Source organism: Cupriavidus nantongensis, assembly GCF_001598055.1.
Classification (GTDB): Bacteria; Pseudomonadota; Gammaproteobacteria; order Burkholderiales; family Burkholderiaceae; genus Cupriavidus; species Cupriavidus nantongensis.
Genome location: NZ_CP014844.1, coordinates 2,592,195 through 2,613,895 on the forward strand (window position 1 = coordinate 2,592,195; position 21,701 = coordinate 2,613,895).

Annotated in this window: 18 protein-coding genes and 1 pseudogene; 9 read left to right on the top strand and 10 right to left on the bottom strand. The window is 62.1% G+C overall.

All coding sequences use genetic code 11. The features are described 5' to 3' along the window. Positions 1 to 197: 197 nt before the first annotated feature. The 3 genes from A2G96_RS11965 to A2G96_RS33265 all read right to left on the bottom strand — a co-directional run bounded on the left by A2G96_RS11965 (position 198) and on the right by A2G96_RS33265 (position 2,204). On the bottom strand, positions 198 to 965 hold the full coding sequence (locus A2G96_RS11965; protein WP_231909555.1) for a class I SAM-dependent methyltransferase: 768 nt from the start codon (positions 963 to 965) through the stop codon (positions 198 to 200). Between the two features lie 290 nt (positions 966 to 1,255). Continuing rightward, entirely contained in the window at positions 1,256 to 1,654 is a 399-nt protein-coding gene (locus A2G96_RS11970) for a hypothetical protein (RefSeq protein WP_062799417.1), read from the bottom strand. A 247-nt stretch (positions 1,655 to 1,901) separates the two neighbouring features. After that, positions 1,902 to 2,204, bottom strand: a complete 303-nt coding sequence (locus A2G96_RS33265; RefSeq protein ID WP_116322061.1) for a hypothetical protein — start codon at positions 2,202 to 2,204, stop codon at positions 1,902 to 1,904. A gap of 986 nt (positions 2,205 to 3,190) precedes the next feature. Between A2G96_RS33265 and A2G96_RS11975 the strand changes: the two genes are divergently transcribed. The 7 genes from A2G96_RS11975 to A2G96_RS12005 all read left to right on the top strand — a co-directional run bounded on the left by A2G96_RS11975 (position 3,191) and on the right by A2G96_RS12005 (position 11,250). Beyond that, a complete protein-coding gene (locus A2G96_RS11975; RefSeq protein ID WP_145987315.1) occupies positions 3,191 to 3,409 on the top strand; it encodes a hypothetical protein in 219 nt (72 codons plus the stop codon). A 601-nt stretch (positions 3,410 to 4,010) separates the two neighbouring features. Next, positions 4,011 to 4,232: a hypothetical protein gene (locus A2G96_RS11980; protein WP_062799422.1), complete on the top strand. Its 222-nt coding sequence runs from the start codon at positions 4,011 to 4,013 to the stop codon at positions 4,230 to 4,232. A 160-nt stretch (positions 4,233 to 4,392) separates the two neighbouring features. Continuing rightward, positions 4,393 to 4,791: a hypothetical protein gene (locus A2G96_RS11985; RefSeq protein WP_062799425.1), complete on the top strand. Its 399-nt coding sequence runs from the start codon at positions 4,393 to 4,395 to the stop codon at positions 4,789 to 4,791. Positions 4,792 to 4,863: 72 nt separating this feature from the next. Further along, on the top strand, positions 4,864 to 6,171 hold the full coding sequence (locus A2G96_RS11990) for a TolC family protein (protein WP_062799428.1): 1,308 nt from the start codon (positions 4,864 to 4,866) through the stop codon (positions 6,169 to 6,171). Continuing rightward, positions 6,168 to 7,745: an efflux RND transporter periplasmic adaptor subunit gene (locus tag A2G96_RS11995; protein WP_062799430.1), complete on the top strand. Its 1,578-nt coding sequence runs from the start codon at positions 6,168 to 6,170 to the stop codon at positions 7,743 to 7,745. Before A2G96_RS11990 ends, A2G96_RS11995 begins: the two co-directional genes overlap by 4 nt. Then, a complete protein-coding gene (locus A2G96_RS12000; protein ID WP_062799432.1) occupies positions 7,742 to 10,915 on the top strand; it encodes an efflux RND transporter permease subunit in 3,174 nt (1,057 codons plus the stop codon). The genes A2G96_RS11995 and A2G96_RS12000 overlap by 4 nt, the downstream gene beginning before the upstream one ends. After that, the gene (locus A2G96_RS12005; RefSeq protein ID WP_062799435.1) at positions 10,912 to 11,250 is read left to right on the top strand and encodes a copper-binding protein; all 339 of its coding nucleotides are present in this window, start codon (positions 10,912 to 10,914) and stop codon (positions 11,248 to 11,250) included. The genes A2G96_RS12000 and A2G96_RS12005 overlap by 4 nt, the downstream gene beginning before the upstream one ends. 832 nt (positions 11,251 to 12,082) lie before the next feature. On the opposite strand, the gene A2G96_RS12010 is transcribed toward A2G96_RS12005, so the two are convergent. From A2G96_RS12010 to A2G96_RS33270, 6 genes are all read right to left on the bottom strand, one after another. Beyond that, positions 12,083 to 12,706 (bottom strand): c-type cytochrome, encoded by a 624-nt coding sequence (locus tag A2G96_RS12010; protein WP_062799437.1) that lies wholly within the window; start codon positions 12,704 to 12,706, stop codon positions 12,083 to 12,085. Then, positions 12,703 to 14,337, bottom strand: a complete 1,635-nt coding sequence (locus A2G96_RS12015) for an FAD-dependent oxidoreductase (RefSeq protein WP_082819048.1) — start codon at positions 14,335 to 14,337, stop codon at positions 12,703 to 12,705. Before A2G96_RS12015 ends, A2G96_RS12010 begins: the two co-directional genes overlap by 4 nt. 136 nt (positions 14,338 to 14,473) lie before the next feature. Then, positions 14,474 to 14,680 carry a hypothetical protein gene (locus tag A2G96_RS12020; RefSeq protein ID WP_062797544.1) on the bottom strand — a complete coding sequence of 69 codons (207 nt, stop codon included), beginning with the start codon at positions 14,678 to 14,680 and terminating at the stop codon, positions 14,474 to 14,476. Continuing rightward, positions 14,677 to 15,444, bottom strand: a complete 768-nt coding sequence (istB, locus tag A2G96_RS12025; RefSeq protein WP_062797542.1) for an IS21-like element helper ATPase IstB — start codon at positions 15,442 to 15,444, stop codon at positions 14,677 to 14,679. Before istB ends, A2G96_RS12020 begins: the two co-directional genes overlap by 4 nt. Further along, positions 15,431 to 16,933, bottom strand: a complete 1,503-nt coding sequence (gene istA, locus A2G96_RS12030) for an IS21 family transposase (RefSeq protein ID WP_062797539.1) — start codon at positions 16,931 to 16,933, stop codon at positions 15,431 to 15,433. The genes istB and istA overlap by 14 nt, the downstream gene beginning before the upstream one ends. 1,529 nt (positions 16,934 to 18,462) lie before the next feature. Then, entirely contained in the window at positions 18,463 to 18,687 is a 225-nt protein-coding gene (locus A2G96_RS33270) for a hypothetical protein (RefSeq protein ID WP_147316270.1), read from the bottom strand. Between the two features lie 201 nt (positions 18,688 to 18,888). Here A2G96_RS33270 and A2G96_RS32470 point away from each other — a divergent pair, with 201 nt between their 5' ends. Both A2G96_RS32470 and A2G96_RS33275 read left to right on the top strand, forming a co-directional pair. After that, positions 18,889 to 19,284 carry a DUF305 domain-containing protein gene (locus tag A2G96_RS32470; RefSeq protein ID WP_082818930.1) on the top strand — a complete coding sequence of 132 codons (396 nt, stop codon included), beginning with the start codon at positions 18,889 to 18,891 and terminating at the stop codon, positions 19,282 to 19,284. A 424-nt stretch (positions 19,285 to 19,708) separates the two neighbouring features. Beyond that, positions 19,709 to 20,017: a hypothetical protein gene (locus A2G96_RS33275; RefSeq protein WP_147316269.1), complete on the top strand. Its 309-nt coding sequence runs from the start codon at positions 19,709 to 19,711 to the stop codon at positions 20,015 to 20,017. Positions 20,018 to 20,774: 757 nt separating this feature from the next. Here A2G96_RS33275 and A2G96_RS34115 read toward each other — a convergent pair. After that, positions 20,775 to 20,975 (bottom strand): annotated as a pseudogene (locus A2G96_RS34115) (hypothetical protein); the annotation flags it as partial. Positions 20,976 to 21,701: the final 726 nt, after the last annotated feature.

Genomic DNA, 21,701 nt, shown 5'->3' on the forward strand with positions numbered 1-21,701 from the left:
CCTGGATTGTCAGGCGCGAGGGCCGCGCCTGCGACGCTGCCCTGACGGCCGCGCGAGCCAAGGCATTTCGGAAGAACCCAAGCCGACGCGTCCGCTCTTGCGCCACAGACGAGCCTGGCGAACGCTTGAGACGCGGCCCGCGGCGTCCTCGTCATTGACGTTAAACGCCGCGATGGGCCCACGCGTGACTGCGTCCTCTACAAAGTCCAGCCCTTCTTCCTGGCCACCAGCAGCAGCGAGCCGCCTGCCGGGAAACGCAAACCGGCCCGTATTAGGTTGTGCTCGAGGGTGCAAACACCCCCGAGCATGCCGTTCATGGCCGCCCCAATGCGAAACCCGTCGTCCATGGCATCGCCGGGCGGCTTGGCGCGCTGCCACACCCGGGAGATGGCCATCGCAGGCAGCAGCAGCGTCATGAAGGAGGTGACGTCCACGATTTCGAACCCGGCCGCCTCCACTTTCTTCACCAGTTCTTGGCGCGTATAGCGCCGCTTATGCTTGGCCGCATCGTCCATATGGCTCCACAGCGACGGATGCTGGGGCACTGTCAATACGATTCCCCCATCATTCCTGCAGGCCCGGTACATCTCCGCCAATACTTGGGCGTCGTCGTCGACGTGTTCGATGACGTCAAACGCCCCCAGGACATCGAAGGCTTGGGCAAAGGGAATGGCACGGGCATCCATTTGCAACAACTGAGCTTTGCATTTGCGCTGTCCCTGCATCAGGGCGCGCAACGATGCCTCGCCGCCGACCAAGCGTGCACGCGGGAAGCGGGCCTGGATCGCGCGCAGGTTCTCCGCGGTCCCGCAACCGACGTCCATGAACGAGCGCAAGGCCGGAAAGTAGCGCTGCAGCGCGTCCAGGATCAGTTTGCGGCGATAGACGAACCAGAAGTGCGTCGCTTCGAGCTTCTCGTACTCGACAAAGAGCGGTTCGTGAAAGCCATCATGGTCGACCATCATGGCGGGTGCCAGGCAGAGCACGCCGGCCAGAACACGGGGCTGCCAACCGCACGCGGTGCACGCCCACACGTCAATTTTGAGCGGGGCCTTACATTGATTACAGATGCGCATCGCTGTCTCCAATATGTGCGCGGGCGACCGCCAGGCGACAATCGCACGCCGCACCATAATTGCCCTACCTTGCTCTCGCACAGGGACGAGCGCAGGCAGGCTTGTTTCGTCTTCGGTCAGGCCGAAGGACGAGATCTAGGAAGGTGGAGGTAGCCAGCCCAGGAGTTGCTTGGGCGGCGTCAGAGATGATGGGAAGGCGGGCGCAGCAGCGTTTCAGGCGTTGTGCTGGCAAATATCCACTGCAGAGACGCCGGTAGCATGCTGTTCATGGACAATGCTTGGGTCCCCGAGAAGGCAAAGATGGCAAGTGTCGAGGCGGCCGAGCAGGCAGAACACGCATGACAACCGCGCCCCTTGCCGCGCTCTTTGCTTGCCGGACAGTGATGCGACCTCGGATCGCAGTGTGCGTCGGCCTGGTCGGCGCTCGCCTCGTCAGCGACGTCGATGGTGGCAACGATGGCGAAGAGACCGGCGCCCTGCCGCAACTCGGTCAGCTCGCCGCACGAAAGAGTAGCCGCTGCGCCAACGTTCTGAATCGGCAATGCCAATACAACGAGCCAAAGCGATAGGTGGCGCAACAGCCTTCTCATCCGGCGGCATCAAGCATCAATTGAGTCGAGAGTCTATACGAGCCGCCTGTCAGTAGAATGACGTGGACATGACAGACGCGGCGCTTCCCCTGACTTTTTCCAACGGACGCCGGCGTCACGGTAACGAAGGAAGCCTAGAAGCGATGCCTCTGATGAAAGCATCCGTATCATGCGGGAGTCCCCCGCTCCGGCCGGTGTCGGCACGCCAGCGGGCAATCAATAACAGGCGAGTGCGTCAGTGGTCGCGTGAACCGTGAGGGGCATTGTGCCGGCGGCGCTCAGGCTCACGTCGCCCATGTTCGATGCCGTGGCGCGGCTGGCGATGCGACTCGCGCAGCGCAGTGCCATGCCCGTACGAGGGCTGGGCATCATGTACCACCGCAACCGCGGGCACGACGTGCACAGCGGCAGGCGCCGGCCGTGACGGGTAGAGGCCGGCCCGACCATAGCCATCTTGCGTGTAGCCATGCGTCTGCGCATTGGCGTAACTGAACCCGATGACCAGCGCGGTGCCGACTAGGATGGGAAGCTTTTTCATGTTTTCTCCTTTGCGTGCGTAGAGGGTGGGAGCATACGACTTCTGCATTGCCGGCAGTGTTCGCGTTTCCCTACAAATGTGAGCGGTTGTAACGGTATTACCCCAGCAATGACGCGCGAGTCGAACTCGATGAGTGCCGCGTAATGGTTGGGTAATGATGGCGGCAATTTCCAAACGGGAACGCTTGCTGCCATTCCCGCCGGCCAAGACAACACAGAAAAAATTCCTGCACGTAATGGTCGCGTAATATTGGCGGGTCGTGAATGTCGCAATCCCCTGCCGATGAACATCACTAGGACGAAAGCCCAACCGAACATGGATGCCCAGCATGTAATGGTTGGGTCATTGCATAGCAATGTGAAGTAAGGTCGCTGAAAGATGGCACGCTGCGGGGCCCTTCTGCAAAGGCAGATCTTGGTGCAAAAGCAATCAGAACCTAGATTCACGATAACGGCATTGCCGTTTGCACACCGCTTCGCTGGCTTCCCGGTCGTGTCGCGCCCTGAACCACCGCAACGGACTCTCGTCATCTAGGGCAAAGGAGAAATCATGCGTGTCTTATTACTCATTACCGTCATGTTGGCCGGGTGCGCGACCGTCGCAGAACGTACCGCGCACGCCGAGCGCGATATGGAGACCTCATTACGCGTTGAGGGCCCCGCTTGCGAAAAGCTCGGCTATCAGAAAGACTCGGATCCGTGGCGTGACTGCGTGTTACGCCTCAGTGCCGGAAGTGGACCGTGTATGCATCGACGGTTTTGAAACGCATGCCCCGCGTATGGCGGGGCAATTCGCGGCGAGTTCGTTCTCTACACCCGACGCCTAGCGGCTGCGGATGGGTGGCGCTTACCGGTCGTTTTCAATCGAAGCGCGACGCCAGCCTGCGCACTGCTTGACCTTACCCCCGTGGGAAGGTCCATAGTGCAAATGAGGACGGCATCGCGGCGATCACGCCTTGGCCGTACCACGCATCCAGCGGGGAAAGCATGACGACTGCAACGCCAACGTTATTTGATGACGTGTTCGCTGCGTTCCGTCTGGCCTGCGCACAGCAGCAGTACAGCGTGGCCGAGCACCTGCTGGCTGCCCTGGAACAATTGGCCGGCGACAACCATCGCATGCTCGACGAGGTCTACCTGTCGTTCGCGTCGACCTGCCCTGCAGGCAACGCGCTGTCGGACTCAACCGTGCCGCGCGCAAGATGAAGTTCTATACTCAATATGGTTCCCGCGACGGCGCTACCGCACGTCGGCTCGGAGAGGTTCAATGCGTAAGCCTATGAATCGCCTTTGGCGTCTCGTCGTGCTCCTGACCCTGGCGCTGGCTTTGCCTCTACGAGCTCAGGCCGGACCGTTGGACAGCTGCTGTATCGCTGGCATCGCTCAAATGCCAGCACACGGACCTGCTCAAGCGGCGCAAGCCAGTGTCGAGGCCGGCAGTCCCCATGACTGCGTCAGTCAATTCGGTTGCGCCGGTGACCGACATGTCAGCGGCCCGTCTCGTCTTCCCTGCACGATTTCCGCTTGTGCAATCCTCGCGGGCACGCCGTTGGCCACCGCCGCCCCCACGGATGCATGGACCAGCGTGTTGGTCGCGCATCCGGAGTTCGCATATCGCTCCGTCGTTCCGCCTCGCCTCGAGCGCCCGCCCAAACGGTTCTGTCTGTAGGGCGGTCCCGCACGGCAGGGTGCCGCGCTTGGTGCCATCGCACCAACGTGCTCCTGTCTGATTTCGACATTTGCAGTGTCGCCTGCCGCTCGCTGGTGAGTTTAAGCGGCGCGCTGCATACCCAGAACGAGGAACATCATGAAATTCTTTTTTCACGCGCTAGGGGGCGCCGTCGCCCTTGGGCTCTCGCTGTCAGCAGTCGCAGGTCCGGACTGGTATGTGATCGAAAAGGCTCGCAACGCCAAGCGGGCTGAGGCGCAACAATTGAAGGCGCAGCAGGCAGAGGACCACACCGCGATGAGGCGTGACCATGCCGCCATGATGCAAAAGTGCCGCGAAATGATGGGTCAGCCCAAGTAACCGGCTTCTCCGATGCGCTGCGTTGGCGTGGCGCATCGGAGCGCCTCGATTGGGCGATGCCACAAGTGGGTCGCATTTGATCTGCGGCAAACGGCCGCGAGGGCAAAGTGCCGAAAGCGGCCAAACGCTGCTACCATTTGGCTCAAACCGAGTTTCCCACGTGCGTATCCGCTTTCGCCGGCTTTGCCTTGCCGCCTTCCTGCTGAGTACCTTCCTGACAGTTCAGCTGGCAGCGGCGGCCTACGCCTGCGCGGGCAGCCGGTATTCGATGGACGGTATGACGGACATGGCCGGTATGACCGAGTCCTGTCCCGACATGACGCAGAAGGCCGAAGCGCCGGCTGCCCATGACGGCTTGTGCCTGGAGCACTGCCAGCTTGGCTCCAAATCGGCCGACCACCCCAGCCCGCAGATTCCAGCGTTCCAGCCCGTGCTCGTCAATCTGGTTGAGCCGGCGTTGGTGCCGGTAGTCGTCAGCCAGCGAGCCGCCTACGCCGACGCGGTGCCACGCGGGCCCCCTCGCCCGCTGCCCATCCTCCACTGCTGTTTCCGAAACTAGCCTCCGCAGCAACGCCTACTATCGTGCCCTGAACCATGGTGTTCAGGGTGGTCGTTGCTTTGCGGAGGCTTTATGCATTTGCGTTCTCCCTTTGCGTATGGGTGCCGGCTGACGCTGGCCCTTACGCTGTTCGCCGCTGCCCATCCCGGATGGGCGCAGCCGGCGGCCGCACTCTCCTTGCAGGAAGCGGTAGCCCTCGCGTCTTCCGGCTCGTCGGACGCCGAAACATCGCGCTCGGCGGTCCAGTCCGCCATCGAGATGGCGGTCGCTGGCCGGCAATTGCCGGATCCGGTGCTCAAAGTCGGTGTCAATAACGTACCGGCGAACGGACCCGACCGGTTTTCCCTCGGCACGGAATCGATGACGATGCGCTCGATCAGCCTGATGCAGGAGTTCACGAGATCGGCCAAGCGTGAGGCTCGCGCCCAGCGCTTCGAAGCCGAGGCGTCGTCGGCGGAGGCCCAGCGTACGGCGGCGCTCGCCACGGTGCAGCGCGGCGCCGCGACGGCCTGGCTGGACCGCTGGTATGCCGAGCGCGCCTACAGTGTGCTCTCCGAACAGGCGCACTCCATCCAGTTGATGGTAGACGCGGCGCAGGCCGCCTATCGCGGCAACCGCGGCTCCCGTGCCGACATCGTGGCCGCCGAACTGGAACTCCAGCAACTGCAGGATCGCGAAGACGAGGCTCGCGCGGCGCTGGCATCAGCCCGTGCGATGCTGCGCCGCTGGGTGGGCCAGGCGGCCGAGCGCCCGCTGACCGAACGCCCGGCGCTCGAGGCGCCGGCTTGGCTCAACACCCTGGAGGCCGACGGCGTGGCGCAACTGCCAGACGTGGCGGCGGCCGAGGCCCAGGTCGGCGTCGCCGAGGCCGAAAGCCGCGTCGCCCGGGAGAACAAGATCCCGGATGTGAGCGTGGAACTGATGTACAGCCAGCGTGGCCCCGCTTACTCCAACATGGTTTCTCTCAATGTCTCACTGCCGCTTCCCTGGGACCAGAAGCAGCGCCAGGATCGGGAACTCGCCGCAAAGCTGGCGCAGGCCGACGCCGCGCGCGCGCAAGCCGAGGTCATACGCCGCGGCTTGATCGGACAGTTGCGTGGCAAGCAGGCGGAGCTGTCGCTCAGCCAGTCGCGGCTCGAGCGCTATCGGAACACCACCGTGCCACTGGCTAAGGCCCAGACCGAAGCGGCCCTGACCGCCTATCGCGCGGGCGCAGGCACCCTGACCGCCGTCGCCGATGCCAGTCGCAAGGCGCTCAATATTTCGCTCGAGCGCCTCAAGCTTGAAGCCGCTACCGCCCGACTCTGGGCGGATCTGGCTTTCCTGATGCCATTACCCACGGCAGCCCAGCCCACGTCACTGCAAGGAGCTCAACCATGAACAAGACCACGATCGCACGGACGGTGGCAGGCCTGATGGTGGTGGCAAGCGTTGGAGCGGCCTATTTCCTCGGTCAACAGCAAGGGCGCCAGCAGTCGCCCGCATCGGCGAGCTTTGGCAGGGACACGAGCGGCGCCAGCGGTGCCGCGCTCAAGGCGGGCGATATCGACCCGAAAACTGGCAAGCGCATCCTCTACTGGCATGACCCGATGGTGCCAGGACAGCGCTTTGACAAGCCGGGCAAGTCACCGTACATGGACATGCCGTTGTCGCCGGTATACGAAGAAGCCAGCGGCGGTGCGGCCGTCACGATTGACAGCCGCGTGACACAGAACCTTGGCATTCGCACGGCCGAGGTCAAGACCGGCCGGCTGGAGGCCGCTTTGCAGGTCCCGGGCAATGTCGCGATCAATGAACGCGGCATCGAAGTGCTCCAGGCGCGCACCAGCGGGTTCGTGGAACACGCGTATGCCCGGACCACCCTCGATCCGGTCCGCAAAGGTCAAGCGTTGGCGCAAATCTATGCGCCGGAATGGGTCGCCGCGCAGGAGGAATATCTGGCCGTGAGCCGGATGGACGGCAGCCTCCAGCGCGATCTGCGTGAGGCCGCCATTGCGCGCATGCGTCAGGTGGGTATGACCGAGAGCCATATCCGGTTGGTCCAGTCCACCGGCAAACTGCAGCCGCGGCTGGCGATCACCAGTTCGGTCGACGGCATCGTCACCGAAATCGGGGCGCGCGATGGCATGACGGTTTCGCCGGGAACGACTCTGTTTCGCATTGCGAGCCTAGCAACCGTTTGGGTCATCGCCGAGGTGCCTGAGAGCCAGGCCGCCCCGTTGCGGCCCGGCCAGACAGTGTCGGCCACCGCGGCAGCCTTGCCCGGCCACCCGCTGTCGGGCAAGGTCGACGCCATCTTGCCAGATATCAGCGCCGGCACCCGCACGGTCAAGGTGCGCATCGAATTGCAGAACAAGGCCCGTCAGCTATTGCCCGGCATGTTTGTCTCGGTGCGCTTTGACGCCGCCCCAGGGCCAGATCGTGTGCTCGTGCCAACCGAGGCGCTGATTCGCACCGGCACGCGCACCATCGCCATGGTCGCATCCGGCCAAGGCGGCTTCAGCCCCGTGGAGGTCAAGACCGGCGCGGCGGCAGGCGGTGAAACCGAAGTCATTGAAGGGCTCAAAGCGGGTCAGAAGGTGGTCGTATCAGGACAGTTCCTGATCGACTCGGAGGCGAGCCTGCGCGGCACTACTCAGCGCATGACCGCGCCCACAGCCGCCTCTGCAGCCGGCGCGTCGGCGCCTGGCGCCGCTGCGGCGCCCGGGCCGGAACATCAAGGCGTTGGGCGAATCGAGGCCGTGACCGAGCAGAGCATGACGATCTCCCATGGCGCCATTCCCTCGGCGCAGTGGGGCGCCATGGCGATGGAGTTTGGCGCGCCGCCGGCCGGCATGCCCAAGGGATTCAAGTCCGGGGATCAGGTCAGGTTCCGCTTCCGACTGGATAAGGACGGCGTGGCGACCCTGTCGGCGGTCGAGACGGCCGACACCACTGCGGGAGCCAAGCCATGATCGCCCGACTCATTCTCGCCTCCATCCGCAATCGCTTCCTGGTACTGCTCGCCACCGTCATGGTGACCGCGTGGGGACTTTGGGCGGTACAAAGTACACCGCTTGACGCCTTGCCAGACCTGTCCGATGTGCAAGTGATCATCCGCACGCCATTCCCTGGCCAGGCGCCGCAAATCGTAGAAAACCAGGTGACCTATCCGCTCACCACGACCATGCTGTCGGTGCCCGGGGCGAAGACCGTGCGCGGCTACTCGTTCTTCGGTGACTCCTATGTCTATGTGCTGTTCGAAGACGGGACTGACCTGTACTGGGCGCGCTCACGCGTGCTCGAGTACCTGAACCAAGTGCAGTCGCGATTGCCCGCGGCAGCCAAGCCCGCGCTCGGGCCCGATGCAACCGGCGTCGGCTGGATCTACGAGTATGCCTTGGTCGACAAGACCGGCCAGCATGACCTCAGCCAGCTACGGGGACTGCAGGACTGGTTCCTGCGCTTCGAGCTCAAGTCCCTGCCTAACGTCGCCGAAGTGGCCTCGCTCGGCGGCATGGTCAAGCAGTACCAGATCGTGCTGATGCCGGATCGGCTGCGCGCCTATAACCTGTCCCAAGCCAAGGTGCTGGCAGCGCTCAAGGGCGCCAACCAGGAAACCGGCGGCTCGGTGCTGGAGTTGGGCGAAGCGGAATACATGGTCCGGGCGACCGGTTATCTGAAAACGCTGGACGACTTTCGCCAGATTCCGCTGGTCACCCGCGACGCGGGCATCCCGGTACGGCTGGGCGACATTGCCACCGTGCAGCTCGGCCCCGAGATGCGGCGCGGTATTGCCGAACTGAATGGCCAGGGCGAAGTGGCCGGTGGCGTCATCGTGCTGCGCTCGGGCAAAAATGCCCTGGAAACCATCGAAGCGGTCAAGGCCAAGCTCGCCACCTTACAGAAGAGCCTACCCAAGGGCGTCGAGATCGTCACGACGTACGACCGGTCGGCACTGATCAAGCGGGCGGTGGACAACCTCACCACCAAACTGATCGAGGAATTTGCGGTCGTGGCGCTGGTCTGCCTGGTGTTTCTGTTTCACCTGCGCTCGGCGCTGGTGGCCATCGTCTCGCTGCCGCTGGGCGTGCTGGCCGCCTTCCTGGTGATGCGCTACCAGGGCGTGAATGCCAACATCATGTCGCTGGGCGGCATTGCCATCGCCATTGGCGCGATGGTCGATGCCGCGGTGGTGATGATCGAGAACGCGCACAAGCATCTTGAGCATTGGCATGCCGATAACCCACAACGCGAACTCAGCGCGCAGGAGCGCTGGCGCGTCATTGGCGAATCTGCCGCCGAGGTCGGGCCTGCCCTGTTCTTTTCGCTGTTAATCATCACGCTGTCGTTCATCCCGGTGTTCACGCTGGAGGCGCAGGAGGGCCGTCTCTTTTCGCCGCTGGCCTTCACCAAGACCTATTCCATGGCGGCCGCTGCGGGATTGTCCGTCACCTTAGTACCGGTGCTGATGGGCTACATGATCCGCGGCAAGATTCCGTCGGAACAGGCCAATCCGCTCAATCGCTGGCTGATTCGCGGCTACCAGCCGCTGCTTGGCAAGGTGCTCACCTATCCGAAGACCACTCTGGCGATTGCCGCCGTACTGCTCGTCGCCACCGCGTGGCCCATTATGCGCATCGGCGGCGAATTCATGCCGCCCCTGGATGAAGGCGATCTGCTCTACATGCCCTCGGCGTTGCCAGGTCTCTCCGCAGGCAAGGCCTCCCAGCTCCTGCAACAGACCGATCGGCTCATCAAGACCGTGCCGGAGGTCGCGACGGTGTATGGCAAGGCGGGCCGCGCCGATACCGCTACTGATCCAGCGCCAATCGAGATGTTCGAGACCACCATTCAGTTCAAGCCCAAGGACCAATGGCGTGCCGGCATGACCACCGACAAGCTGGTGGAGGAACTCGATCGGGTCGTCAGGGTGCCAGGGCTGTCTAACATCTGGGTGCCGCCGATCCGCAACCGCATCGACATGCTCGCCACCGGCATAAAAAGCCCAGTGGGGATCAAGGTCGCCGGTACGGATCTGAAGGAAATCGATCGCTTGGCTACTCGCATCGAGGAGGCCGTCAAGACGGTCCCCGGAGTCACCTCCGCGCTGGCCGAACGGCTCACTGGCGGCCGGTACATCGACGTGGATATCGACCGGGCGGTTGCCGGCCGGTATGGCCTGAACATTGAAGACGTTCAGGCCATCGTCTCCTCGGCCATCGGCGGCGAAAACGTCGGTGAAGTGGTCGACGGGCTCGCGCGCTATCCAATCAATGTCCGGTATCCGCGCGACTATCGGGACTCCATCGAGCAACTGCGCAGTCTGCCGATCGTGACCGACAAGGGGCTGCAGATAACCCTGGCCGACGTTGCGCGCATCCAGGTCGTGCAAGGACCGCCAATGCTGCGCAGTGAAAATGCGCGGCTCTCCGGATGGATCTACGTCGACATTCGCGGCAGGGACCTGCGCTCGGCCGTGCTGGACATGCAGGCGGCGGTGGCCAAAGCCGTCCCGATGCCAGGCGGATACTCCCTGAGCTGGTCAGGGCAGTTCGAGTATCTCGAGCGCGCTACCGCCAAGCTGAAGGTGGTGGTGCCGTTCACCCTGTTGATCATCTTCGTCTTGCTTTATCTGGTGTTCGGCCGGCTGGATGAGGCGCTGCTCATCATGGGGACGCTACCGCTCGCCTTGATCGGCGGCTTCTGGCTACTCTATCTGCTGGGCTATAACCTGTCGGTAGCCGGGATTGTCGGCTTCATCGCACTCGCCGGGGTCGCTGCGGAATTTGGCGTCATCATGCTGCTCTATCTGAAACACGCTTGGCAGGAACGGCTTGAGGATGGTCAAAGCAATCTCGCGGCCCTGCTCGATGCGATCCAGGAAGGCGCCGTGCTGCGTGTGCGCCCGAAGGCGATGACCGTGGCGGTGATTCTGGCCGGCCTGCTTCCGATCATGTGGTCGCACGGCACCGGCTCAGAAGTAATGCAGCGCATCGCTGCCCCGATGGTTGGTGGCATGGTGACGGCGCCGCTGCTGTCCATGTTTGTGGTGCCGGCGGTGTACCTGCTGTTACGCCGCCGCCAGCTCAAGCAGACTTCCCTTTCCCCCCACCACCTCTCACCTCAGGAGGAATCGCAATGAAATACCTCAAAACCCTCGCGGCCGTCGTGGCCATCCTTACTGGGCCGGTCGCATTCGCCGCGGGTTCAATGGACGGCATGGACATGAAGGCCCCGGCCGCCTCACCACAGGCACCTCGACCGGTGCCCGCAGAGATCAAGAAGATCGATGCGCAAGCCGGCAAGGTTACGCTCAAGCACGGCCCCATCGAGAACCTGGGCATGCCCGGAATGACCATGGCGTTTCCGGTCAAGGATCGCGCCTCGCTTAGCCAGTTCAAGGAAGGCGAAGCCGTGTCGGTGACCTTCGACAAGGTGGATGGCGCGCCCACGGTCGTGGACATGCAGCGCAAATAATTCACGCCATGCGCGCACGGTTTGCTGCCAAGCAGGCCGTGCGCGCCCTAGCTCCTGGCAGGCTTGCTAATATCAAGCCGCCTGGTTTCGCGTTGCATTGCGCAGAGTCCCTGACAGGCCAGATCCAAATCGAACCCCTATCGTGCCCCGCTCCCTTTTTGATCTGCCCCACGATGTCCTTGTTGTCGTCCTGAGCTCACTGGCAATCATCCTTTGTATGCTCGGCCTGTTTGCCTGGTATGTCAGACGCCGACATGGCCCTGCCTCGAGAATGCGCAATCCGCGCGGCGCGGCGTCGCGTAAGCGCAACAGAAAATCGACGAGACGTCGCAAATAGCGGCCACAACGGTTCGTTCGCAGCGGAATTCGATGCAGCACCGGTTCGTGCCTGCCTCGGCATCGACGGGGCGGTCATGCCCTTGCTCGGCGCACTACGCTGCCGCCCAGACTAGCAACAACTCAGTCCGCCCATCATGCGCTGGTGCATCAACAGCATGCCGACCGCACCCAAGAGGGCGATCACGCCGATGGTAGCGCGTACGGTCAAGATGATTCTCCAAATGGTCGATCTATTCATGGCGCTCCCTTCCTGACGTCACCTTGCGTTGCCATCATCGCCGTCGCGATCTCCCGGGCAATGGCGCTTGGTCGAACGGACGCGCCCAATGCCTAATGGCAACCTCGTCATCGACGCGGCATGAGCTTGACGGAATGAGGGGGAGGTCGGCAAACCGCGCCAAGATGTGGGCTGTACTTGGTACCGCTGTGTGCAACTTGCCCTTGGGAGCATGCTCGCGTTCGGGATGATGATCAATGTTGCGCGGCATCATGGCTACTGCCTGTGCTGCCCCCCTTTTTCTGCTCCTGATTGGCCCGATGCCTGCGCTGCGGGCTGGCGCGGGCCAGCCGCACGGTGCCCACCAATCTCTGCACCGAACTGTTCATTGTTGTCGCCAGCCGACCGATCGACCATGTCGCGGTACTCGGTTGGCGTCAGGGCGGGCAGCTTATCCAGAAAAGCGACGAGATCCCAGATTGCCTCGTCGTCGTGATCGCTGCCCCACGCTGGCATGCCGGTCATCTTCAAGCCGTGTTTGATCACAACAAAGGCATGCTTCGGATCGGCCCGGCCCTGGTCCAGGCGCGGCGGCGCGGGATACAGTCCACGCGTCAACTGGCTGTCGGGCAAGCCCGGTGCGCGGTGGCACGCCACGCACATGGATGCATATTGGCCGGCGCCTTTGAGAACGCGCTGGGCATCATTCAGATTCGGCGGCTCCAGTTTGTCGGCTTGCTGGCCAATGGCGCGCGAACGCACCATCGCCAGGACTTTCTCTGTAATCGGCCAGTGCGGTTCGTCGGCGGCCACACTATAGGCGCCCGAGTACGCGATCCCGAATACAGCTGCGGCGGCAAGGAGCAGCAGCGCAATGATCGAAATTGTGAAGGTTCTCATTGCGAGTCTCTGTCGCTGGCCGCGTCGGAAGCGTTACGCCGCGCACCTTCGTCATCGGACTGGCGTGCTGACATAGCGGGACGCCCGCGCGTGTCATTTGACGCCGTCTCGGTTGTATGGCACTCCCCGACTTCGTGGTTTTGAAGGAGGACCAGTTGATTGCGCAGCGGGGACAGCGCCGGGCCTTCTAGCACTTGGCCATCGGGGGAGTACCGGCTGCCATGACATGGACAATCCCAACTGCGTTCGACGGCATTCCAGTGCACCATGCACTTCATGTGGGTGCAAACTGCCGATACCACGTGAAGCGCGCCGGCTGCGTCGCGATAGGCCGCCACCCGTTCGTGCCCCAGCCGCACGATCGCCCCTTGCCCCGGCGCCAGCGCCTGCGCCGGCTTGGCGCTGCGGTACGTCACATAGTCGTGGAAGAACTCCTTGGCAACGCCGGTGTTCGCCTTGAACATGTCCGACCCTGCCCGCCCAGGATGAAACCGACGCACGCGATACAATTCGCTCCAACGATTCTCACGCCCATTGATTTGGTCAGCAATCAGTCGACCGGCCAGCGTGCCGTACACAAGGCCGTCGGTAGAGAAGCCCGTGGCGACATAGAAGCCAGCACTGTCCTGACCGATATAGGGCAATTCGTCGGGCGAGTGATAGTGTTGCGCCGACCACCGCCAGGCCGGCTCGCCTAACTGCAAGGCGGTCTGCGCTTCGGCGATCAATCGCGCCAGAGCCGCGGCGGCATCATGACGACCCGTTTCGTGATGTTCACCAATGCAAAGCAAATACCGCTGGCCGTCGGTTTCGAATGAACGCACGGATAAACGCGGCATGCCCAAGGCCCAGAATATGCCTGGCGCTAGAACATCTCCCCCAAGCCGAAAGGCGAGGCCATACTCGCGGCGAACTTGCATGCCCGCCTGGATAAAATGAAACCCAATGGGAGTATGCGTCGCCAGCACGATGTGGCGACCGACCAGCCTGCCAGCGGGGGTCCGCACGACCCCTGACCCCGCATCCAGCTCCATGGCTGGACTGTGCTCGTAGACCTGCACTCCACATTGCTCGGCGTGCGCGGCCAGGGCATGCATGTAGCGCAGTGGATGGAATTGGGCTTGCCCGGGCAACACCAGAACCCGCCCGTAAGGTACAGGTAGCGGCTTTGGCACGTGGTCAGTCCAGTCAACGGCCATGCCCGCCAATCTCGCCGCGTCCAACTCGTCCTGAAGTCGCCCTTCTGCTTGCTCACTAATCGCGTATTGGAACATCGGGCAGCGCCGAAACGCGCAGTCTGAATGCCTGACAGTGGTTTGCTGCTCGATCCAGGCGATGGCTTCAGTGCGTGAAGCCACCACTGCTCGCGCTGTCTGGGCATCCCATTTCTTGACAAGGGCCGCAAGACCGTCAGCGACCGTTGCATAGAGATTGCCTGTCGAACCGCCCGTAGCGCCGCGCCCAATGCGATGCGCATCAATGACAGCCACCGAACGCCCTTGCTGGGCCAAAATCAGCGCGGTAGTCAGGCCGACAATGCCCGCGCCGACCACGATGACCTCAACCTGAATCCGGCCGGTCAGCGCCGCCCGGTGCGGCAATGTAGAAGTCGCCGCCCACAGTGATGTCATGCCCATCCGTAGCCTCCCTCAGTTGGTGTTGACGGCGGTGTAAAAGCGACAGTAAATGGCGGCGTATGGTTGGGTCAGAAGGTCAACAGCAAGGGGCCGCATGCGGCCCCTTGCTGTTTGGGTTGGATGGTGCAGGCTAGAACGGATCGTCGAGGCTTTTCTCGGGGGGCGAGCGCTGCTCACGCAGCAGGTCATGCAGTGCGAGCTGGTAGTGCGCGCAGATTCGCTCGCGTAGATCGTCGATGAGTTCGACGACGGCGAGGGCCTGTTCTGGGGACCAGTTGTCTGGGATCAGGAAGTCCAGCCCGTTGGTGATTCCTGAAGGCAGGTGCAGATGCGTCATGATGGCTTTTTCTCCGCCCGGGCCACGCTGCGTTTCTTTGCTCGCTGATCGGCCCGCTCACGCGCTTCCTTGACGCGATACGACTCGCCCTCGATCGCGATGACTTCGGCACGATGCACCAGTCGGTCAACCAGCGAGACGACGCAGGCGGCGTTCGGGAACACCTCCGACCATTCGGCGAATGGTCTGTTTGTTGTAACCACCGTACTGGTGGCGCCATATCGGCGACTGATGAGCTCGAACAGCAGATCGGCATGTCGGTTCGAGTACGACAGGTAGCCGACCTCGTCGATGACCAGAACGTCCGGCGAGGCATAGCGGTGCAGGCGTCGACGCAAGGCCGAATCGCTGTCGAGGGCGGCCAGCTCGCCGAGCATCTGGCCGGCGGTGGTGAACAGCGCTGTGTGCCCTTGGACGAGCGCCTGATAGGCCAGATTCAGCGCCAGGGTCGATTTGCCGACGCCGTTCGGGCCGATCAGCACGACGTTGGCCGAGTCCTTGACGAACTCCAGCGACATCAATTCTTCGACGGCGGCCCGGTCGCAGCGCGTCGGCCAGGCCCAGTCGAAGTCGCACAAGGGCTTGAAGTTGCCCAGTCGGGCATCCCGGATGCGTCGCTCCAGCGAGCGGCGCGAGCGCTCCTCTTCTTCCCATTGCAGCAGCGGCGCCACCCAGCCGGCGTCGGCGACCTCCGGCCAGTGTGCCAGTAGCCCATGCAGGCGCAAGGCGTTCGCACGGCTTTGCAGGTTCTCAGGCGTGTTCATTGGCATCTCCCGTGAGCTGATCGTAGATGTCGAGGCGGTGGGGTATCACCAGCTTGTCCTTGTGCCGGACGTGTTCAGGTAGATGGATACCCACGGGCGGCGGTGCCTGGCGCGCCTCGCGCCGGCGCTCCAGCGCCAGGCGCACCGGATTCTGGTGAGGCGCCGCATCGCTGGCGAGGATTTCCTCGATCGCCGCTTGCAATTCAGCGGCGCCATAGCGGTCGAGCAGCCGCAGCAGGTGGGTGGTGATGTTGCCCAGATTGCCGCCCCGTTCCGCTGCGCGCTGCAGCAGCGCCTGGCTGGCCGGCGCCGCCCGAGCCAGATGGTCAAGTCCGCGATGGTGGCGGGCTTCGCGTTTGCGTTCGACCAAGGCATTGATGTGCGCGGCAATCTCTATCTGCGCGCCGCGATCGTAACTGCGCTCATGAGTGGCGAGCAGTTCCGTGCCATCGAGGATGCGTACCTGCCGGGGACTGGCCCGCACCGTGAGCGTGCGTCGCACATGCGTATGCGGGATCGTGTAGTCATTCAGATCGAAGCGCACATACGGTGTCTTGCCGACCTTGACAGCCAGTTGCAGTTCGCATGGATAGGGATTCTCCGGCAAGGCGAGCAGGCTGGGCTGCTCGCGGGAGAACGCCTCGCGTACGCTGATCGTCGGTTCTTCCCGGCAGGGACGATCGGCCGCAAGTCCCGCACACCAATGGGCGGCTTGGGCGTTGAGCTCATCGAGGTCGGTCACGGTGCGTCCGGCGAAGAAGCTCTCGCGTACATAGCGGATGGCGCGCTCGACGCGCCCCTTCTCGTTGCCACGGGCGACGGCAACCGGCCGGGGCTCGTAGCGGTGATGCGCCGCGAACGCGAGCAGTGTCGGATGGAAACGGATCGCATCGCCCTGGCGTTCCAGCACGGCACTCTTCAGGTTGTCGTAGAGCAGGACCCTGGGAAGGCCGGACCAGGCTTCGAAGGCACCGGCATGGCCGGCCAGGAAGCTGTCCATGCGTGCATCAAGGTAGAAGCGCAGATAGATCTGCCGCGACCATGACAGCACCATCACGAAGGCCATCAGCGGCCGGCGTGCGCGGCCGATCTGCAGATGGCCGAAGTGACCCCAATCGACTTGCCCTTGTTCGCCCGGCAAGGTACGCAGACGCAGATAGGCTTCCGGCTGTGGGCGCGGCCGGTGCAGCGCGATCATGTGCCGGAAGTGGTGCTGGCTCCCGCGGTAGCCGCGTTCGGTCACCATCGCATACAGGCGGCTGGCCGTGAGCGACGGGAACTTCTTCAACGTCTCATGGATGAATGGCAGGTAGGCGTCGATCTGCGACGGCCGCTGCACGCTGCCAATCCTGGGCAGGCCGGCCTGCGCCAGCACACGCTGGACGGTGTCGCGGTGCACATGCAACTGGCGCGCGATGGTGCCGGCGCGCCATTTCTCGACGTGGTAGTAACGCAGGATCTGGGCTTCAAGTTCTACTCCAATGGTCATGGGTCGTGTCCTGTGCGGTCAGTCGTACGAACATCACGGAAGACCCGACGACGCAGTGGTCCGAGGCGGACAAAGCCCGAATATGTGCAACGGCAGAAGTGGCAATGCTCAGGCACCGGTGTTGAGGCGCCAGCGGGCGCCGGTGCTCTGGCCGGCGTCGTCAAGGTCAGCGGCAGTAGAGCATCGGCGGCCTGCGCGGCGGAACCCTGATGCGTCACTTTCTTTTGGCGACAGCGGTAGCGGCGCATCCGCTCCGCGTGCGCCAAGCGGCCGCGGCGGCTGCGTTGATAGCGCTGAGCGGCCTCGCGCAGGCTGGCGCGACGCGCTGCTTGCGAGCAGCCGCCATTGCAGTAGATCTGACCGCGGTCGCAGCGGCGGCAAACAACGACCTGCGCCCGGCAATGGGCGCACACAAAGAGGCGGCCCGTGGCCGGCATCGGCGATCCCCCAGTCATGCCGAAACGGCCTCGACGGGATGGACGAGCCGTGCCATACTGGCTCGGCACGCGCGCCCTTGGCACGAGTGGGGCACGACATCGGGATGAACTTGGCGGTTTGGACCGGTGTCGTGCCTGTTTCTTTTCGGCGGTAAAGCCAACCTTTTTACCGCATCCCCACTGCGACGTCACCACCTTGCGGAATGCCCATCACCGGGCGCGTCTGCACTCGCCCTACGGGCTCGCTCCGACGCGCCCGGTGGCCACCTTCAATATCGAATCAGAAGACCTCGAGACAATCCTGCAATGCAGGAGTTGCTCCGCATCTTTAAGCCGCGCCGCCGTTTAGTGCCGGTTTTAGACAGCCATTCACAGTTGGCCATGCGCAGTTTGGTGACACTTCCACCAGCACGGCATTTAAAGTGCCAACTCAATGTCGTCGTCAGTCGGCTTATGCACGCATGACGCTTGCCAAGGGGAACCTTACGCGCGCGTCATTATCGTGTAATCAATGCGAGCGAAAACATTGCGACGGATCGGAAAATTAAGAGAAATCGCGATTTACCACGCTGCCACTTTCATATTGCTCCGTTGCCATCCGCCACGCGCGCGCATGTTCTACTACGTGTCCTTGTATGTTTCGCCATGTGAGCAAAGTCAAACCTGACTACTTCTTGATTGAAACGATGTGCCTTCTACAATGGTCCGCATACCAACGAGAGATCGATGAGGAGAGGCTGCCATGAACCGCACACGGCCCAACGACGCATCGCAGAGGGAGGGGCTGGCACCCACGATCAAGCCGCCGCGCTCAGTATCTCCCCACGTGGCGCATCTGTATGGCGGCGGGACTCTTCACAATGTCGGCCCTGCCCACTTGGTCTGCCGTCCTTGGTCGCGCCATCACAGCCAACTTTGAAGTTGCGCTGATGGTGCTCCTGATCGACCATCACTACTCCGCCTTGCGCATGACCGAGTTGGCTACCTGGTACCGACCCGCGCCGTAGCGGCCAACTTTAGAACAAGATCAAGTCAAATGCTCGTCAGGAGAATCGTGCCCAGCGGGAAGAGATCCTGCGATTACTCGCGATGCTACGCGATTGGTATGGCGTTCCCTATCAGCCCCGAGCCCGGCCGAAGCAGCAGGCCGCCATCGAGATCCTCGAACGAGTTCAACTGGGCAAGGGCTTTGAGCACGCCTTTCTCGAAGTCTTTAGCAGGCACCACTTCACTTCGCTGGAGCCGCTCAATGTCCGCATCACCGGCGCAGATCGGCGGCATGATGCGCTCATCCGGATGTGCAACGAGACGTGGCATGCCGAAGGCATGGGCATTGACGCGAAATGCTGGAGCGTGACTTTAACATTCCAGACTACCAGCCGTTTAGCGGCATGCAGCCGCTGCATGCCGCTACACGGTAGCCCTCGCGGCCAACATCGCGGGGATGACTGAAGATGTATGTGCGCTTGAAAAGGAGCGGTGCACAGCCAATGTCTTCTTTCTTGCGGAGCATCCGTCATGCTGATCCTACAACCCAAACTGCATACGAATCGCCGGCTTGTTGTGGCGGCTTGCCTTTTGCTGACGGGCATCTCATCCGGCCTTGCGCAACATGCTTCCGGTGAACACGGTCAAAGCGCCGTGCCAGGCGGCTCCGCCGCACAAGAGATTCACGGCTCGATGGCGCCAGGCATGGACAAAATGTTGGCGATGCAACCGTCAGGCAACGTTGACAAGGATTTTGCCACGATGATGAAGATGCACCACCAGATGGCGATCGACATGGCCAAGACTGAACTGGCAAAAGGCGACTCGAAAGAAATGAAAGCCTTGGCGAAACAGATCATCAAGGATGCACAACGCGATATCGGCAAGTTCGATCGCTGGTTAGACCAAGGCAAGACACCCGGGTGACCCTGGCCTCTGGCGCCCCAATTGATCTGAGGAGCACAAGCGGCACAACGGCATCCGGGGTTGGTACGCCGGATGCCGATTTCGGGCTTTTTCGTCGAAATCTGTGCATCGAAAAAAACGAAGTCCCCGCAGCCTAGGTGCTGCGGGGACTTTTAAGCATGCTGGACCCCGGGGAGAGAGGCACCAGCTATGGCAAGATGGACGCGCCGCTTACCCCGCCAGCGTCGATCAGGCACTATCAAATATAGAACGCACGAGTTAACCGTGATGTTGCGCACGCATTACAACTTAGCAATCGAATCCGGGGGTCTTCAGTATGCGCGGAAGGCCCTAGCCGCCTGGCTACCTTGGCACGCGGAGCTGCCATCCCGCAGCCGATGCTCAACAGGCAGTGGTAACGAGACCACGTTCCCATGAGTCGAAGATGAAATCGTTCAGTTGGCATGGCATCACGCTGCGTGCAGGCATGCATCTTTGGTCCAATCCAAGACGACGCGGTACCGAGGCCGCTCTGCCAACCGTCATGCGAGCGCCGACGCTGTTTGACCTAGTCGTGCTTGCGGAGCAATGGGCAATCGCCGAACCGGAATGCATCAACGATCAGTTATTGACGCGAGGCGAGATCACCGCCCGACAGCATGCCAACACACAGGACTTTCTGGATCGTATCGCCAATGCGAATCGCGCCCGCGCTACTGTCCTCTGCAATAGCGGCAATAGGCCGACCAAGTGATGCATAAGGTGTATGACGCACCGCTATACATGACACGCTGTCCATTTCGGGATAGGCCACCGATGCCTGAGCATCCCTCAGCACAGCACACGAGGCGCTCATCATCGGCTCGGTAAACGGCCTTAAACCAGGAGAACGAAGAACGTTTAGCCAAGCGAACCGCAGAATTAGGGAGGCGTGGGATTCCCCAGGAAGAGAGCGCTATCGGGCGCCCGTCCATTCCTCCAGAGGCGCTCTTCCTACTGAGTTGTTCTTGCTCATTTTGCTTACTTCTCAAGCGTCTGGCACGCCGGCCGCAAACACAGCTGCTCGTTGCCAATCCCGCTCGGTAAGCGGTAAATGAATCACTATCCTGTTCAGCATGCGCTGTGACGGCTCAGACGATTGCGTCAAATACCTTTCGGCTTTGGACGGTTTTTTTCCTCTGTCATTGGCGCCAATTGGGCTCCCAAGGACGCACTAATCCGGCATACTGAAGGTCCTTCCACAACATCTCCGCATGCCTCTTTAGTAAAAGTCCGTGTGCGACGGCACACGGGAAAAAGAATCCCGGCCACGTCCGATTAGTTCCTGCGGGCCAGCACGCAACGTCGATTGCTTGCAACAACGCCCGGATCGATTTTTCGTCGCATCCGCGAATACGCAGTTGGTGCCTAGCAAAACGATCTCCACATTGTCGCCTTACTGTTCGTCTTGATATTCGCCTTGCAGCCGTTGACCAGGTCAACCAGGCTCGCCACGTACAGCTTCGGTGATGCTAGTCGTAATGAGGTTTAGCCCACGAGATATAGAGCGTCTTCATGTATCGCCTCTCAAACCGGTGCGTGCCAGCTGCCTTGGCCGGGGTCTCGGCCGTGCGCAACGCCGCGCTGGTCATGGCGTCCAGGTTGCCGGCATAGGCGGGCAGGTAGTGCGCCGCGCCTTCGACCTCGAGGAACATGGACATCTTAAGGTCAATCAGGCGCTCGACGACGTCGAGAATGCACAACGGCGGTTGCGTGGCGGCGCTACGCGCCTCGCCAGCGCGTAAGCTTACAACTAATAACAGAAGCCATTGATCAGAAAAGCCAAGCTGCACGCCAATTCTGGCTTGTTGACTATCGATGCGCTACGGCGCAAAAATTAGGGCGAACATCATCTGGCGACCGGGCCGATCGAGTATTTTCAGCTCTGGCAACATCCCCTCCAATGCGCGCTGCCGTCCGCGTTTCCTCAGTATGACTCCGTTCACTGAAACGGCCTTAACGGCATACCCGCCACACTCTCGAATGCGATGAAGCCCCGGCAACACCCTTCATTCCCAAAAATAGCCATAGTCGAACTTTCCATGAGTTCAACCAGAACACTTTGCCAATACAATGGCTTTCCGCGACCAAGGATTTTGAAGATGGTGGCATAGAGGCAGAGCGTCACGGCGCGCACGGACAAGCGGGTTAGGCAGCGGCCGTACAAAGATTGCACCTCCCTTCCCGCGTAGACATGTCGAAGACCGTCTGTCAATGCGTACCGGCACGAAGCCGCCCCGCCGTCAAAAAAATACCGGAGAATGTGAAGGGCTGCAACGTGACGATCTAGCGACCGTAGTCTCAATTGAACACCGTCGGTCCACACTATCGAACATTGTCGCTCCGGGAACAGTAGCAATCTTGATAACAGCCATTTCGCCAGCATGCGTAGCGTAGCG